Annotated in this window: 13 protein-coding genes and 1 pseudogene; 5 read left to right on the top strand and 9 right to left on the bottom strand. The window is 72.6% G+C overall.

All coding sequences use genetic code 11. The annotated features are described in order from the left end of the window. Positions 1-6 precede the first annotated feature (6 nt). Positions 7-733 (top strand): annotated as a pseudogene (locus tag ABGB05_RS00070) (FtsX-like permease family protein); the annotation flags it as partial. Between the two features lie 58 nt (positions 734-791). On the opposite strand, the gene ABGB05_RS00065 reads toward ABGB05_RS00070, so the two are convergent. Further along, a complete protein-coding gene (locus ABGB05_RS00065; RefSeq protein ID WP_347650983.1) occupies positions 792-1,631 on the bottom strand; it encodes a hypothetical protein in 840 nt (279 codons plus the stop codon). 37 nt (positions 1,632-1,668) lie between these two features. Between ABGB05_RS00065 and ABGB05_RS00060 the strand changes: the two genes are divergently transcribed. After that, positions 1,669-2,328 carry a VC0807 family protein gene (locus tag ABGB05_RS00060; protein WP_347650982.1) on the top strand — a complete coding sequence of 220 codons (660 nt, stop codon included), beginning with the start codon at positions 1,669-1,671 and terminating at the stop codon, positions 2,326-2,328. Between the two features lie 25 nt (positions 2,329-2,353). Here ABGB05_RS00060 and ABGB05_RS00055 read toward each other — a convergent pair whose 3' ends face one another. Continuing rightward, positions 2,354-2,875, bottom strand: a complete 522-nt coding sequence (locus ABGB05_RS00055; protein ID WP_347651335.1) for an HAD domain-containing protein — start codon at positions 2,873-2,875, stop codon at positions 2,354-2,356. Then, entirely contained in the window at positions 2,872-3,729 is an 858-nt protein-coding gene (locus ABGB05_RS00050; RefSeq protein WP_347650981.1) for a peptidylprolyl isomerase, read from the bottom strand. The genes ABGB05_RS00055 and ABGB05_RS00050 overlap by 4 nt, the downstream gene beginning before the upstream one ends. A 175-nt stretch (positions 3,730-3,904) precedes the next feature. On the opposite strand from ABGB05_RS00050, the gene ABGB05_RS00045 reads away from it, so the two are divergent. Both ABGB05_RS00045 and ABGB05_RS00040 read left to right on the top strand, forming a co-directional pair. Beyond that, positions 3,905-4,699 carry a hypothetical protein gene (locus ABGB05_RS00045; RefSeq protein ID WP_347650980.1) on the top strand — a complete coding sequence of 265 codons (795 nt, stop codon included), beginning with the start codon at positions 3,905-3,907 and terminating at the stop codon, positions 4,697-4,699. 148 nt (positions 4,700-4,847) lie between these two features. After that, positions 4,848-5,195: a DUF6223 family protein gene (locus tag ABGB05_RS00040; RefSeq protein WP_347650979.1), complete on the top strand. Its 348-nt coding sequence runs from the start codon at positions 4,848-4,850 to the stop codon at positions 5,193-5,195. 20 nt (positions 5,196-5,215) lie between these two features. Here the strand turns inward: ABGB05_RS00040 and ABGB05_RS00035 are convergent, their stop codons facing one another. Together ABGB05_RS00035 and ABGB05_RS00030 are read right to left on the bottom strand one after the other, a co-directional pair. Next, positions 5,216-5,878, bottom strand: coding sequence for a response regulator transcription factor (locus tag ABGB05_RS00035; RefSeq protein ID WP_347650978.1), 663 nt, complete (start codon positions 5,876-5,878; stop codon positions 5,216-5,218). Further along, a complete protein-coding gene (locus ABGB05_RS00030) occupies positions 5,875-7,014 on the bottom strand; it encodes a sensor histidine kinase (protein ID WP_347650977.1) in 1,140 nt (379 codons plus the stop codon). The genes ABGB05_RS00035 and ABGB05_RS00030 overlap by 4 nt, the downstream gene beginning before the upstream one ends. Before the next feature lie 205 nt (positions 7,015-7,219). Here ABGB05_RS00030 and ABGB05_RS00025 point away from each other — a divergent pair, with 205 nt between their 5' ends. Beyond that, a complete protein-coding gene (locus tag ABGB05_RS00025; protein ID WP_347650976.1) occupies positions 7,220-9,118 on the top strand; it encodes a heavy metal translocating P-type ATPase in 1,899 nt (632 codons plus the stop codon). Here the strand turns inward: ABGB05_RS00025 and fdhF are convergent. The 4 genes from fdhF to ABGB05_RS00005 form a co-directional block, all read right to left on the bottom strand. Next, positions 9,090-11,774, bottom strand: a complete 2,685-nt coding sequence (fdhF, locus tag ABGB05_RS00020; RefSeq protein WP_347650975.1) for a formate dehydrogenase subunit alpha — start codon at positions 11,772-11,774, stop codon at positions 9,090-9,092. The two genes, ABGB05_RS00025 and fdhF, sit on opposite strands and share 29 nt — an antisense overlap. Further along, positions 11,771-13,516, bottom strand: coding sequence for an NAD(P)H-dependent oxidoreductase subunit E (locus tag ABGB05_RS00015; RefSeq protein WP_347650974.1), 1,746 nt, complete (start codon positions 13,514-13,516; stop codon positions 11,771-11,773). The genes fdhF and ABGB05_RS00015 overlap by 4 nt, the downstream gene beginning before the upstream one ends. Positions 13,517-13,615: 99 nt before the next feature. Then, positions 13,616-13,807, bottom strand: a complete 192-nt coding sequence (locus ABGB05_RS00010) for a DUF397 domain-containing protein (RefSeq protein WP_347650973.1) — start codon at positions 13,805-13,807, stop codon at positions 13,616-13,618. Further along, positions 13,798-14,601 (bottom strand): helix-turn-helix transcriptional regulator, encoded by an 804-nt coding sequence (locus tag ABGB05_RS00005; RefSeq protein ID WP_347650972.1) that lies wholly within the window; start codon positions 14,599-14,601, stop codon positions 13,798-13,800. Before ABGB05_RS00005 ends, ABGB05_RS00010 begins: the two co-directional genes overlap by 10 nt. Positions 14,602-14,885 lie beyond the last annotated feature (284 nt).

Genomic DNA, 14,885 nt, shown 5'->3' with positions numbered 1-14,885 from the left:
GTGACCTATCCGGCGGTTGTCCTCGGCGACGTGGCGGCCCGCCGGCTCGACGTACCGGGGGTGGGGGTACGGGTGCGGCTCGGCGGGGAGTGGTTCGCCGTGTCGGCATCCTGGCGCCGGTGCCGTTGGCCGAGGACCTGGACTCGGCTGCGCTGGTGGGCTGGCAGACGGCCACGACGTTCCTGAAGTTCGACGGACATCCGACCCGGATCTACGTCCGGGCCACCGAGAGTCAGGTCGTGGCGGTGCGGGCGGTGCTCGGGCCGACGGCCAACCCACGGGCGCCGGGCGAGGTGGTGGTCTCCCGGCCGTCCGACGCGCTCGTCGCCCGACAGGCCACCGACTCGGCGATGCGCGGGCTGCGGCTCGGACTGGGGCGGTGGCGTTGCTGGTCGGCGGGGTCGGCATCGCCAACACGATGATCATCTCAGTGTTGGAGCGGCGGTCCGAGGTGGGGCTGCGCCGGGCGCTCGGCGCCACCCGTGGGCACGTACGGACCCAGTTCCTGGCCGAGTCGCTGCTGCTCTCCGCGCTGGGCGGGGTGGGTGGACTGCTGCTCGGGATCGGGGTCACCGGCGGGTACGCGTACGTCCAGGGCTGGCCGACCGTGGTGCCGGCCTGGGCGACCGGCGGCGGGCTGGCGGCGACCCTGCTGATCGGCGCGGTCGCCGGGCTCTATCCGGCGGTCCGGGCCAGCCGGCTGACGCCGACCGAGGTGCTGGCCGCCGGCTGACCGTCGGAGTGCCCGGCGCCGACCGAGGCACCGGCCGCCGGCTGACCCGTCGCCGGGGTCAGGGCGTCGCCGCGTCGACCTGCCCGGCGACGTAGGCGACCGACGGGCCGGCGAACACCTGCTGCAGCCGCTGGATCGCCTGCCACAGCGCGGGCAACGGCCAGTCCGGTGGCAGCAGCGTGGCGGGTAGCCGGGGAGCGCGCAGTGTGTCGACCATCGGGGCCCGCAGCAGTTCCGCGTATCGGCGCAGCGTCTCCGGACCGGGCTCCGGCGGGGTCGGCTGGGCCCGTACGGCGGCGTCGAGCGTGCGGACGTGGCCGGCGTACAGGTCCGCGAGATCGTCGAGATCCCAGGCGAGCAGGGCCGCCCGGGCGGCGTCCGGCTCCGACATCTCCAACCGGGCGACAAAGACGCGGACGTCCTCCGGTGGCTCGGCCAGCAGGTCGAGTTCCCCGGAGCGGTCCTGGAGGTTGACGAGTACGCCCTGCTGGAGCAGCCCGTACCCGAGGTGTACGGCGGCGCGGCGCAACCCGTCCCGGAAGGCGCGGCGGGACTCCGGCACCCGGTAGACCAGGGCGTGGAAGGAGCCGGTCCAGGTGGGTTGCGGGTCCCCGGCCCCCTGGCGGATCCGGTCGAAGCGGCGCCCGTACTCGCCGGTGAGGCGGTAACCGACGCCGCGACCCCGGCGGACGCTCTCCAGTTTGCCTTCCTGGCGCATCCGCAGCAGCAGGGCGCGGGCGGCGGCCTCGGTCAGGCCGAAGTCGCCGAGCAGGCGGGTCAGCACGGTGCCGGGCAGTTCGGGGCGTTGGGCGACCCCGAACAGGAACGGGACCAGCGAGGACGACCGTCCGGTGGGGACGGTGCCCCGACCCGACTCAGATGCTACATTCTCCTGCACGTTCGTGAGAATATTCGTTCAAGGTCGGGAGGGTGTCATGGGGAAGCTCCGAGCCGTCCTGTGGAGTTGGGGTCCCACGATCCTGTTCAACGCGTTCCTGCCCTTTCTGACGTACGGGATGCTGACCGACCGGGGAATGAGCGAACTCTCCGCCCTGGCGGTCAGCGCGGTCTGGCCGGCGGTCGAGGTGGCGGTGCTGTTCGCGATCCGACGCCGGATCGACGAGATCGGCGTACTGAGCCTGCTCATCATCGCCCTCGGGGTGGTCTCCGCGCTCGCCCTGCAGGACGAACGGCTCGTACTGATCAAGGACTCCGCGGTGACCGGCCTCTTCGGGCTTGTCCTGCTCGGCTCGTTGCTGGCACCCCGACCGCTGATGTTCTACTTCGGCCGGAAGTTCGCCACCGACGGGTCGGCCGAAAAACTGGCGTGGTGGAACGGCCTGTGGCGGTACGCCGGCTTCCGGCGTACCCAGCGGATCCTGACCGTGGTCTGGGGAGTCACGTTCGTGGTCGAGGCGGCGGCCCGGATCGAACTGACCGAGCTGCTCTCCGTCGACACGATGGTGGCGGTCTCGGCCGTCCTGCCGTACGTCGTCACCGCCGCCCTGGTCACCTGGACGATCCTCTACACCAGGCGGGCCCGTGCCCGGGCTGGTCAGGCCGCCGTCGCCCCGGTCGCCGAACCGGCGGCCTGAGCGCGTCTCGCCGGAACCCCGACGCTCAGTCGGCGAGCCCGCGCAGCCAGTCGGCGATACGTCGGACGTCGCTCTCCACCAGGCCGAGGTGTGGTTCGACCCGGTACAGCAGTGCCGGACCCGGATGGTGCGCCGCCACCCAGGCCCGATCCAGGTCGGTGATCTCGTCGTCCACCCAGACGAAGGTACGGCCGGCCGTCCGGTCGACCAGCCCGGCGGTCTTCCAGTGCAGGCCGGGTACGGGCGGCCCGGATCCGGCCGGCTCGTCGGGCCAGTCGACCACCGGCAGGGCGGGCAGGCCGAGCCGAGGGGACAGCTCGGTGTTCGCCTCGTCCATCCAGGTCGTGGCCCAGACGAGCTGGCCGGGCAGGGCCGCCAGCCGGGGCCCGAGTGCCGGGTCGAGCCGGGCCAGCAGCGGGTTGCCGGGCTCCTCCGTCGGCGTCGACCACCCGGTTTGGTTGACGGGTGACGTCCGTCCGCCACCGAATGGGATGAGCGTGCCGTCGACGTCGAGGAAGATCAGCGGGAAACTCGTCGTCAAGCTCAGCCCACGGTCAGGGTCCGGATGTTCAACGGGGTGTTCGGCGCACCGCCGCCGACCTCGCCGAACGAGTTGTCGTGCCCGCCGGCGGCGACCCGGTCGACGATGTCGAGCCCGGCGTTGACCGTACCGAACGGGGTGTACTGCGGCGGCAGTTCACTGTCCTTGAAGATGATGAAGAACTGGCTGCTGTTGGTGTTCGGCTCGCCGATGTTCGCCATCGCCACCACGCCCCGGGTGTACTTCGCGCCGGTCAGGTTCTCGTCCGCGAAGCGGTAGTCCGGGCCGCCCCGGCCGGTGCCGGTCGGGTCGCCGCACTGCAGGACGAAGATGCCCTCGGTGACCAGGCGGTGGCACCGGCTCTCGTCGAAGAACTTCTTGTCGGCGAGGTGCTGGAAACTCGCCACCGTACACGGGGTCTTGGCCCGGTCCATGGTGATGGCGATCGGCCCGAGGCCGGTATTGATCTGCATGGTGGCGGTGCCGGTCTGCGGTGCGGAGTCGAAGTCCGGCATGCCGACCGCCTTGATCTCCGGGCCACCCTCCATCTTGCTGGCCTGGCAGGAGAGCGGCTGAGCCGGCAGCGGCGCGTCGGAGGTCGGCTCGACCCGTACCTCGGACCAGTAGTACGCCCCGAAGCCGACGCAGCCGGCGCCGACGCAGAGCAGCGCCACCACGCCCGCGACGATCAGCCCGATCACCAGCGGGCGCCGGCTCTTCTTCGCCGGCGGCGCCCCCGTCGGGTACGACGGCCCGGCCGCCGCTCCCGACGGCGTGGGCTGACCGGTCGGCCAGGGCTGGCCGGCTCCGGCCGATGAGGTGGGACCGTGCTGCGGGGGTTCGAGGGGCGGTTGGCTCACCCGGCCACCCTACCGATCGGCTGTGCCGAACGGGCGCCCGCCCGGCCGGCCCGGCTTCCATGAAAGATCTGAGATCTTGAATAGAAACAGTCGCGGTAACGACGGTTACCATCCAAGATCTCAGATCTTGGGGTCGGGGTCGGCGCGGGGGAGGATGAGCCGTATGCGGGTGACGATGGCGAGTGTTGCCGCGGGGAAGGCCGGCCGGGGCAACGAGGACTTTGTCGGTGCCGTACCCACGGCGGTCGTGCTCACCGACGGGGCCGGTGGGGTGGCCGGCGCCGAACTGGTCTGCCGGCACGACGTCGGCTGGTACGCCACCCGGCTCGGCACGGAACTGCTCACCCTCCTACCAGGTCACCCCGAATCGCCCCTCCCCGTACTGCTCGCCGAGGCGATCGAGCGGGTCACGGACGCCCACCGGGACGGCTGCGACGTCACCGATCCGCGCAGCCCGTGGGCGGCGGTGGCGATGCTGCGCCTCGTCGACGACCGGGTCGACCACCTTGTCCTCGGCGACGCGACGCTGGTCCTCGACCGGGTCGGCGGGCCGGTGGTGGTCACCGATCACCGGGAGGCGACGATTTGCCAGCCGTACGAGGAGCGGCTGGCCACGCTTGTCGAGGGCAGCGCCGAGTACGAGCAGGTGTATCGCGAGGCGGTCACCGTGGTCCGGGACAGCCGCAACCGACCGGGCGGCTACTGGGTGGCCAAGGAGGATCCCCGGGCGGCGGAGCAGGCGTACACCGGAAGCTGTCCGGTCGCCGAGCTGTCCGGTGCGGTGCTGCTCAGCAACGGCGCCAGCCGGATCGAGGACCGGTTCGGGCTCGCCGACTGGCCGGAGGTCCTGGCGATCCTCGGCGTGGACGGGCCTGGCGAAATCATCCGGCGGGTGCGGGAGGCGGAGGCATGTGGGGCGGTGCCGGCGGACGACGCCACCATCGCCCACTGCACCGACCCCGCCCCATGAGTCGGCTGGGGACAACTCCGGAGGTACGACGAGCGGAGCAGCCGCAACCCGGGGGGTAGGTGAACCGGCAACTCCGGCATGACGACCGGTGACCGTGCCGCTCCATACGCTTCCGCCTGTACGTGTCGTACCAGCGGAAGGACCTCCGATGAACGTCAGTTACCTGCTCGTCGCCGCCGATGCCTACACGATGAGCGCCGGGCGGATCGGCTCCCTCGTCGCCGGCGTGTTCGGGCTGGCCGGTGTGGTTGTCGGCGGGCTGGCGCTGGCCCGACCCGCCAGTCGGATCGGCGTCGGCTCCGGTCCGCTCGGCGCCACCGTCGCCCTGCTGGCGGGACTGCTCTCCATGGTCGGCGGTGGCCTGGTCGTGGCCACCTCCGACGGTGGCCTCGGCACCGGCAACGGGCGCGGTGGCGGCTACGTCGCCCTGGTGCTCGGGCTGGTCGCGGTCGCGCTCGGCGGGCTGGCCCTGCTCCGCTCCCGACGAACCGCCTGACGGCCAACGCGCGGGGCTGTTCAGGAGCGGGCGGCCCAGCCGGGGACGGTCAGCCCCGACTCGTACGCGAGGATCACCAGTTGGGCCCGGTCCCGTACCCCGGTCTTCGTCATGATCCGGCTGACGTGGGTCTTGGCGGTGGCCGGGCTCAGCACCAGCCGCTGCGCGATCTCGTCGTTGGAGAGCCCGGCGGCGACCAGCGCCATCACCTCCCGCTCCCGCTCGGTGAGCCCGCCCAGTCGGGGGCCCGGGTCCGGGTGGCTGGCCCGGGCACTGAACTCGGCGATCAGCCGGCGGGTGATCGACGGCGCGATCAGGGCGTCGCCCCGGGCCACCACCCGCACGGCGTGGATCAGCTCCGTCGGCTCGGTGTCCTTGACCAGGAAACCGCTGGCGCCGGCCCGTAGCGCGGCGTAGACGTACTCGTCGAGGTCGAAGGTGGTCAGGATGATCACCCGGACGCCCGCCATCGGGCTGATCTCCCGGGTGGCGGCGAGGCCGTCCAGGACCGGCATCCGGATGTCCATCAGGACGACGTCCGGCCGCAGTTGCCGGGCGAGGCGTACCGCCGTGGCACCGTCGGCGGACTCGCCGACCACCTCGATCCCGTCCTCACCGTCCAGGATGGACCGAAAGCCGGCCCGGACCAGGGTCTGGTCGTCGGCGAGCAGCAGTCGGATCATTTCACCGCCTCCGCGGGTACTCGTCCGGGGCGCAACGGCAGGCGGGCGCGTACCCGGAAACCGCCGTCGGGCCGGGGGTCGGCGGTCAGCGAACCGCCCAGCGCCCGGGCGCGCTCGCCCATGCCGACGATTCCGTTGCCCGGCGGGCCGGGCACGGCGTCGCCGTTGTCCTCGACCTCCACCAGCAGCGTGTTCTCGTCGGGTCGGACCCGGACCACGGCGGTGGTCGCGCCGGCGTGCCGGGTCACGTTGGTGAGCGCCTCCTGGACGATCCGGTACGCCGCCAGGTCGACCTCCGACGGAAGCTCTCGACCCCCGGCCAGTTCGGTGTGGACGGTCAGGCCGGACCGCTCGGCCGTCGTGACCAGCTCGTCGAGTCGGTGCAACCCGGGCGGGGGAGCGGTCGGCGCCGCCTCATTCTGCCGCAGCACCCCCAGGGTGGTACGCAGTTCGCACAGCGTCTCCCGGCTCGTCTCTTTGATCGCGGTCAACGCCTGCGCGGACCGCTCCGGGTCGGGCCGGTGCAGCGCGGCACTCGCCTGCACGTTGATCAGCGACAGGTGGTGGCCGAGTACGTCGTGCAGCTCGCGGGCGATCCGCAGCCGCTCCTCGGTGGCCCGGCGCCGGCCCTCCTCCTCGGTACGCCGTTCGGCGGCCAGGGCCCGGGCCGCCGCCTCGGCGAGATACGCCCGCCGGTTACGGGTCACCCCGACGATGACGGCGACCAGCCAACCGACGTGCAGCAGCGTCGCGCCGTTCGCGGTGTTCCGGTCGTAGCCGTCCGCGACCGCGAAGGCGACCACCGAACCGAGGCCGAGCCCGATCGCGGCGGCGAGATGTCCCTCGTCGACGACGGTGTAGAGCGCCACGACAAACACCAGCATGATCGGGCCGGGCCGGTGCAGCAGCAGCCCGTAGGCACCGACCGCGGCCAGCGCCACCAGGCCCACGACCACCGGATGGCGGCGGCGCAGGCACAGCGCGGCGGAGGAAGCGAGCACGATCGGCAGTGCCGCCCACTCGGCGGCGGTGTCGAGACCGTCAGCCTGCACGATCAGGCCGCCGAGCGCGACCAGGCCGACGGCGAGCACCAGGGTCGGGTTCGCGGCCCGGCCCTGCCATCGCCAGGTCAACATGGGCCGAGCGTACCCACGGCACGCTCGGCTATCGGCCCCGGCGAGATCGCACGGTCAGCCGCCGGTCGACCCCGGCGACGAAACCCACCAGGCGGAATGTCCGCCAGATCCCACTGGATCGGCTGATTGGCCTGGTCAGGGCTTCTGTGGTTGAGACGCTGGTGACGCCGGGCTCGGGCAGCCGGCGTCGTCAGGGGGTGAACGCGTGGGTCGCGCGGCTGATGGGTCGGCGGCCGGACGGTGGCGCAGATGGCGTGACTTCGTACCGGCGGTCGCGCTGACGATGCTGGTGCTGGCCGGTGCGGGCCTGTGGCTCGCCGACCTGCGCCACGCGGCGAACGGGTGCTGGGCCGCCGCCGCACTGGTGACCCTGCTGGTGACGTTGCGCTGGATGGTCCAGGCGTTGCGGCAGCACCGGATCGGGGTGGACGTGGTCGCCACCCTGGCGATGGTCAGCTCGCTGGTGGCGCGGGAGTACCTGGCCGGGGCCGTGGTGGCGCTGATGCTGGCCACCGGACACACGCTGGAGGTGTACGCGCAGGGGAGGGCGAAACGGGACCTGCACGCCCTGCTGGCCCGGGCACCACGGACAGCCCGGCGTCGCGGGCCGGACGGGGATCTCCAGGTTGTCGAGGCCGACCAGGTACGTACGGGTGACCGGCTGCTGGTGGGTCCGGGTGACGTCGTACCGGTCGACGGCGTCGCCGAGGACCCGGCGACGCTCGACGAGTCCGTGGTGACCGGCGAGTCCCGCCCCGTGGAACGGCGGGCCGGGGAGCGGCTGGCCAGCGGGGTGGTGAACGCCGGGGCGGCGTTCGGCCTGCGGGCGGCGGCGACCGCCGGCGAGAGTACGTACGCGGGCATCGTCCGGCTGGCGGAGGCGGCGAACGCGCAGAAGGCGCCGATGGTACGGCTGGCCGACCGGTACGCGGCGGCGTTCGTACCGTTCACCCTGGCCGTGGCCGCGATCGCGTGGGGCCTGTCCGGCCGGTTCGTCCACGCGGTGGCGGTGCTGGTGGTGGCGACGCCGTGTCCGCTGCTGCTGGCGACCCCGATCGCGATCGTCTCCGGCCTGTCGCGGGCGGCCCGGATCGGCGTACTGGTCCGCGACGGCGGTTCGCTGGAGTCGCTGGGCCGGGCCCGGACCCTGCTGGTGGACAAGACCGGCACGCTCACGACCGGTCGGCCGCAGCTGGCCGAGGTGGTGACCGTGGCGGGTGGTGACCGGGACGAGTTGTTGCGGCTGGCCGCGTCGGTCGAGCAGCTGTCGTCGCACGTGGTGGCCGCGGCGGTGGTGCGGGCGGCCAGGGAGCGGGGTATGCGGCTGGTCGTACCCGAGCAGGTGACCGAGGAGGCCGGGCAGGGAGTGTCCGGTCAGGTCGACGGCCGGCTGGTGCGGGTGGGGCAGCACGGTGCCGAGCTGCCGGACTGGGCGGTACGCGAGCGGCAGCGCGCGGAGTCGGACGGCCGGTCGACGGTCTGGGTGAGTCTGGACGGCATGCTCGCCGGGGCGCTGCTGCTGCGGGATCCGGTACGCCCGGACGCCGGGGAGACGGTGCGGCGGCTGCGGGAGGCCGGCTTCTCCCGGGTGATCATGCTGACCGGGGACCGGCCGGAGGTTGCCGAGCGGGTGGCGCGAGCGGTCGGGGTGGACGACGTGGTGGCCCGGTGTCCTCCGCAGGAAAAGGTCGCCCGGGTACGGGCGGAGTCCGAGCGTGCGGTGACGGTGATGGTCGGGGACGGGATCAACGACGCGCCCGCCCTGGCGACGGCCGGGGTCGGGGTCGCGCTCGGGGCGACCGGTGCCACCGCGTCGGCGGATGTCGCCGACGCCGTGCTGTCGGTGGATCGGCTGGACCGGCTCGCCGACGCGGTGGAGATCGCCCGCAGGTCCCGGGTGATCGCGGTGCAGAGCGCGGTCGCCGGGATGGGCATGGCGGCGGTCGCGATGGTCGCCGCCGCGTTCGGGCTCCTTCCCCCGGTGGCCGGCGCGTTCCTCCAGGAGGGCATCGACGTGCTCGTGATCCTCAACGCGCTGCGTGCGCTCGGCGGCCGGCGACGGGCCGACCGCCGAGCTAGCCCGGCCGCAGCGCCACGGCGGTGACCTTGTATTCCGGGCAGCCGGTGGTGGTGTCGGCGCAGTCGGAGGTGAGGGCGTTGGTGGGCCGGTCGGGGAAGGCGAAGGTGGTGAAGACCTGGCCGGGGGCGACGGTGTCGGTGAGGCTGACCGGAAAGGTCACCCGGGCGCGTCGGCTGGTCACCTCGACCAGGTCACCGTCGGCGAGCCCGAGCCGGGCCGCGTCGTCCGGATGCACGTCCAGCACCTCGCGCGGGAAGAGGTCCAGGTTCGGGGTACGGCGGCTCATCGACCCGCTGTTGTAGTGCGCCAGCCGCCGGCCGGTGACGAGCACGAACGGAAAGGACCGGTCGGGTTGTTCGCCGGGCGGCAGGTAGTGCCGTGCCGCCAGGGCGGCCCGACCGTCCCGGGTGGCGAACCGGTCGAGGTGGAGCCGTGCCTCTCCGGGCTGGTCCGGTCCGCGGCAGGGCCAGTGCAGCGGCCCGTCCCGGTCGAGTCGTTCGTGCGAGATCCCGGCGAAGGTCGGGGTCAGGGTGGCGCACTCGGCCATCGCGTCGGCCGGGGTCGGGCAGCCGAGGTCGGCGCCCATCCGCCGGGCGACCAGGTGGAGGATGTCGAAGTCGGTCCTGGCCTGCCCGGGCGGCGCCAGCGCCGGGTGGACCCGCTGGACACGACGCTCGAAGTTGACGAAGGTCCCGTCCTTCTCCAGGAAGGAGACGGCGGGCAGGACCACGTCGGCGTGTTCGGCGGTGCGGGACAGGAACAGGTCGTGACAGACGACGAGGTCGCACGCGGCCAGCGCGGCCTGGACGCGGCGGGTGTCGGGGTCGGTCTGGGCGATGTCCTCGCCGATGACGTACAGCGCGTGGAGCCGGCCGGTGGTGGCGGCGTCGAACATGTCCAGGATCCGCAGCCCGGGCCGTTCCGGCACGTCGACGCCCCAGGCGCGGGAGAAGCGGGCCCGGACGCCGCCGTCGGTGACGGGCTGGTAGCCGGGGAGCAGGTCCGGTAGCGCGCCCATGTCGGACGCCCCCTGGACGTTGTTCTGGCCGCGCAGGGTGAGCACCCCGCAGCCGTCCGGGGTGCCGACCGAGCCGGTGAGGATCGCCAGGTTCGCCAGGGTGCGGACGCCGTCGGTGCCGTGGGTGTGTTCGGTGATCCCGAGGCCGTAGACGATCGCCGGCCGGGAGGCGCCGCCGTACAGGAGGGCAGCCTGCTGCAGCACTGCGGCGTCGACGCCGGCCAGCCGGGCGACGCGGTCGAGGGGGTAGTCACGGAGCAGTTCGGCGAGTTCGGCGAACCCGCTGACCCGGTCGCGGACGAAGGTCCGGTCGACGTGGCCGTTGTCCAGCAGGGCGCGGGCGATGCCGTTGAAGACGGCCACGTTCGTACCCGGCCGGGCCCGCACGTGTACGTCGGCGACGTCGACCAGGTCGATCCGGCGCGGGTCGACGACGACGAGCCGGGCACCGTCGAGGACCCGCTGTTTGATCCGGGCACCGACGACCGGGTGGGCTTCGGTCGGGTTCGCCCCGGCGACGAGGATGCAGTCGGCCCGGTCGAGGTCGTCGAACGGGTTGGTGCCGCCGGCCATGCCGAACGAGGCGGTCAGGCCGGCCGCCGACGGCGAGTGGCAGAGCCGGGAGCAGTTGTCGATGTTGTTGGTGCCGAGGACGGTCCGGGCGAACTTCTGGGCCAGGTAGTTCTCCTCGTTCGTTGCCCGCGCCGAGGAGACCACCCCGATCGCGTCGCCGCCGTACCGGTCCCGGACGGCGGTCAGCCCGGCCGCCACCACGTCCAGAGCCTCCTCCCAGGTGGCCGCCCGGAGTGGCGAGCCGCGCCCGGCGGTACGGACCAGCGGGGTGGTGAGTCGGTCCCGGGAGCGGGTGAAGGCGTGCGCGAAGCGGCCCTTGACGCAGGCGTGGCCCCGGTTGACCGGGGCGCCGTGGACCGGGGTGATCGCGGCGACCCGCTCGGCCCGGACGTGCACCCGCAACGCGCAGCCGACTCCGCAGTAGCCGCAGGTCGTGGCGACGGTGCGGTCGATCGGCGCCGGGTCGAGCAGCCCGGGCTCGGCCAGCGCCCCGGTCGGGCAGCTGTCGACACAGCCACCGCAGCCCACGCAGGGCGACGAGAGCCACCGCTCGCCGGTGCCGGCCACGACCACCGTGTCGAACCCCCGCCCGGCCAGGGAGAGCGCGAAGGTGCCCTGCACCTCGGCGCACATCCGCACACACCGACCGCAGGCGATGCAGAGGTCGCGGTCGAGTTTCACGTACGGGTGCGAGTGGTCGACGCCCCGGGCGTGGCCGGAGCCGTGGAACTGGCTTCCGGTGATCCCGAAGTGTTGGCAGGCCCGGACCAGTTCGCTGCGGTCGGCAGGGATCTGGAGCGCCCGGGGCGGCTGTTCGGAGACGAGCAGTTCCAGCGCCAGCCGGGCCGCGCCGGCGGCCTTCGGGTCGTCGGTCCGGACCACCATGCCCTCCCGGGCGGGCAGGGTGCAGGAGGTGACCGGCGGGCCGCCGTCGACGCTGACCAGGCAGACCCGACAGGAACCCTGCGGGGAGATCCGCTCGTCGAAGCAGAGCCCGGGCAGGCCGGTGCCGGCCGCCCGCGCGGCGGCCAGCACACTGGTCGCTTCGGGGACCTCGACGGGCCGGTCGTCAACCGTCAACCGGATCACGGCGACGACCGGGCGAGCTCGTCGGAGTAAACCCTGGTCACGTTCCGTACGGCGCACGCCACCCCTCGCCCGAACGCACAGAGGCTGGCCGTGTCGAGCACCTCCAGCAGCGGCTCCTGCCGGGTCAGCAGCTCCGCCGCCCGGCCCGGCCTGCCGGGCCCGGACGCTGATGCGCCGTTGAGCTGAGTCCCGCCGATCCGCTCGGCGAGTTCCAGGCCCCGACGGGTGCCGACCCGGCACGGCGTACAGGCGCCGCAGCTCTCGGCCGCGCCGAACGCCCACTCGTGCCGCAGGATCGCCGCCGCCGGCATCGCCGTGTCGAACGCGATCAGGCTCGCATGTCCCAGTGGCACCCCGGCCTGCGCCAACGGCCCGGTCAGCAGCGGCAGGTCGAGCTGGTCCGGGGTGAGGAAACCGCCGAGGGGGCCGCCGACCTGCACCGAGCGCAGGGTGTGTCCGTCCCGCAGACCGCCGCCGAGGTCCTCCACCAGGTATCGCAGCGGCACACCGTACTCGACCTCGTAGACGCCGGGACGGCGGAACAGCTGGCTCAGGCAGACCAGCTTGGTGCCCGGCTCGTCGGGATGGCCGAGGCGGGCGTACGCGGCTCCGCCGTGTCGCACCACCCACGGGACGGCGGCCAGCGTCTCCACGTTGTGCAACACGGTCGGCCGGCCGAGAAACCCCCTGCTGGTCGGGTACGGCGGCCGGGGGCGGGCGTCGCCGCGCAGCCCGGAGACCGTGTGCATCAACGCCGTCTCCTCGCCCGCCACGTACGACCCGGCGCCCTCGACCACCACCACGTCGAAGTCGAACCCGGAGCCGTGGATTCGCCGGCCCAGGTGTCCGGCCTCCCGCGCCTCGGTCACCGCCGCGCGCATCCGGGCGACGGCTGCCGGGTACTCCGAACGGACCAGCACCAGCCCGTGGTGCGCGTCGACCGCGAAGGCCGCCAGGGCCAGCCCTTCGAGGATCCGGTGCGGGTCCTGCTCCATCAGCAACCGGTCGCAGTACGAACCAGGATCGCCCTCGTCGCCGTTCGCGATCACATACCGTGGCCCCGGTTCACCGGCGGCCATCGACCACTTCTTCGCCGTCGGGAACCCGGCACCGCCCCGCCCGCGCAGCCCGGACGCCTCGACCTCACGGTGCACCTGCTCCGGTGCGCCACCGGTCACCACCGCCGGCCACACCTGCCACTCGTCCTCGGCGCCGAGCAGTCCGGCCAGCACCACCGGCGGATCGGCCTGGTACGGGATCGGCGGCGCTGGAACCCGAACCGACGCGCCGGAGCCGGGCGGCTCGTCCAGCAGTCCGCCCAGGGTCGGGCCGGTGCCAGCCTGTTCGCCGTCGAGCACCGCCGGCGAGTCGTAGCAGTACCCCAGGCAGCGGACCGCCTGCACCGACACCGATCCGTCGGCGGCACATGTCCCCGGGGCGACCCCCAGCACCTGCGCCAGGTCCCGGATGTGCTGGCCGCCGGTGCTGGCGAAACACGATGTCCCCTCGCAGACCCGGACGTGCCGCCGGCCACGGCGGCCCTCGGCGAAGTCGGCGTAGAAGGACGCCGTTGCGGTCACCGCCGCCACCGGCAGGCCGAGTTCGTCCGCGAGCCGGGTCAGGTCGCCCGGGTTGATGTCGCCCCGCTCCCGCTGGACGTCACGCAACCGCTCCAGCAGCGGGGTGCCCGGCCGGGCCAGGCGTGCCTGCAGGCCGACGAAGACCTCTCTCGGCTCGGTCACCACTGCCCCCGTGTCGCGCGTCGACCCTCAGCCCGGAGGCTACGTCCGCAGCGTCGACCCGGACCGGGTTATCAGCGGTCAGTACCCGAAGGAGAGCGGTCAGCGCCGTCGGACGATTCCGGTGACAAAAATCCGCCAGGCGTACGGGTCGAAGGTCAGTGCCGGACCGTGCGGGTCCTTGCTGTCCCGGACACCGACCACGTCCGGCAGGTTGTCGGCGACCTCGACACAGTTGCCGCCGCTGCTGTTGCTGCGGCTGCTCTTGCGCCAGGCAGCGCCGGTCAGCTCCATGATTCGGCCACCTCCGCGATCAGGTCGAGCGACTGCCGGTGGGACAGCGCGACGCTCCGGATGGTCTCCCAGATGTCGATCATATGGTTGACGAACTCGGGCCGGTCGTCGACGTGACCGTGCCAGTGCCCCTCGAAATAGACCATCGGCTCGCCGTTCGGCGGAGTGGCCAGCACAAACGGGCCGTCCAGTCCGGCATAGGCGCCGACCGACGCCGGCACCACGTGCAGGTTCACCTGCGGCACGCTCTCGCCGATCTTGATCAGGTGCCGCAGTTGCTCCTGCATGGTCTGCCGGCCACCGAGCTGGCGACGCAGCACGTACTCGTCGAATACAAAGGTCAGCAGGGGTGGTTTGGCCCGGGCCAGGATCTCCTGCCGGCCCAGTCGGGTCACCACCTGCTCCTCGATCTCGTCCGCCGAGAGCAGCCCCGGCCCGGAGAGCACCGCGCGGGCGTACTCCTCGGTCTGCAGCAGGCCCGGCACGTAGGTCGGCTCGAACGACCGGAGCGCCTTGGCCTCCTCCTCGACGCCGGCCCACTCCCGGAAGTACTGGACGACGGTTTCCCGGCTGATCCGCCGTTGGATCCGTTCGAACTGGCCGTCGGTCTCGAAGAGCACGTCACAGCGGCGGGCGAAGTCCAGGCTCGGGCGGCGCTCGCAGGTCTCCACCTTGGCCACCATCGGGGCCGAGTAGTTGATCGCCTCGGCGAGTGCCGCCTGCGACATGTTGCGGGCCGCCCGAGCCAGCCGTAACTCCTCGGCGAAGTGTTCGAGCATCGGTGAGTGGGTCACTGACAACCTCCATACCTGGTCGGTACAGGTGCGACAAAGCCGGATACGGGTGATTGGTGGAGCCGGAGAAGCTCCCCACAGTAGCGCCGTCCACAGCAGAGTGTCACTAGATGATTGAGTCCTAAATCTGGCCTGGTGGGGGACTTGGCGTATCGACACAGGGAAGGGTGTCGTTGTCTGCTCGTGACTGCCGACATCGACACCCTTCTGACTGCACTGTACGTGTTCGTAGACGATCACCTGGTACCGCATCGCCGCCGTCCCGGCCGTCCCCGGCAACTGTC

Source organism: Plantactinospora sp. B5E13, from assembly GCF_039871775.1.
GTDB lineage: Bacteria > Actinomycetota > Actinomycetes > Mycobacteriales > Micromonosporaceae > Plantactinospora.
This window is presented reverse-complemented; position numbering and strand designations above follow the sequence as displayed.

What these genes read in the sequence shown, in the direction of transcription:
- ABGB05_RS00035 (WP_347650978.1), bottom strand. Translation starts at nt 5,878, where the DNA reads ATGATCCGACTGCTGCTCGCCGACGACCAGACCCTGGTCCGGGCCGGC.
- ABGB05_RS00030 (WP_347650977.1), bottom strand. Translation starts at nt 7,014, where the DNA reads ATGTTGACCTGGCGATGGCAGGGCCGGGCCGCGAACCCGACCCTGGTG.
- ABGB05_RS00045 (WP_347650980.1), top strand. Translation starts at nt 3,905, where the DNA reads ATGGCGAGTGTTGCCGCGGGGAAGGCCGGCCGGGGCAACGAGGACTTT.
- ABGB05_RS00010 (WP_347650973.1), bottom strand. Translation starts at nt 13,807, where the DNA reads ATGGAGCTGACCGGCGCTGCCTGGCGCAAGAGCAGCCGCAGCAACAGC.
- ABGB05_RS00060 (WP_347650982.1), top strand. Translation starts at nt 1,669, where the DNA reads ATGGGGAAGCTCCGAGCCGTCCTGTGGAGTTGGGGTCCCACGATCCTG.
- ABGB05_RS00040 (WP_347650979.1), top strand. Translation starts at nt 4,848, where the DNA reads ATGAACGTCAGTTACCTGCTCGTCGCCGCCGATGCCTACACGATGAGC.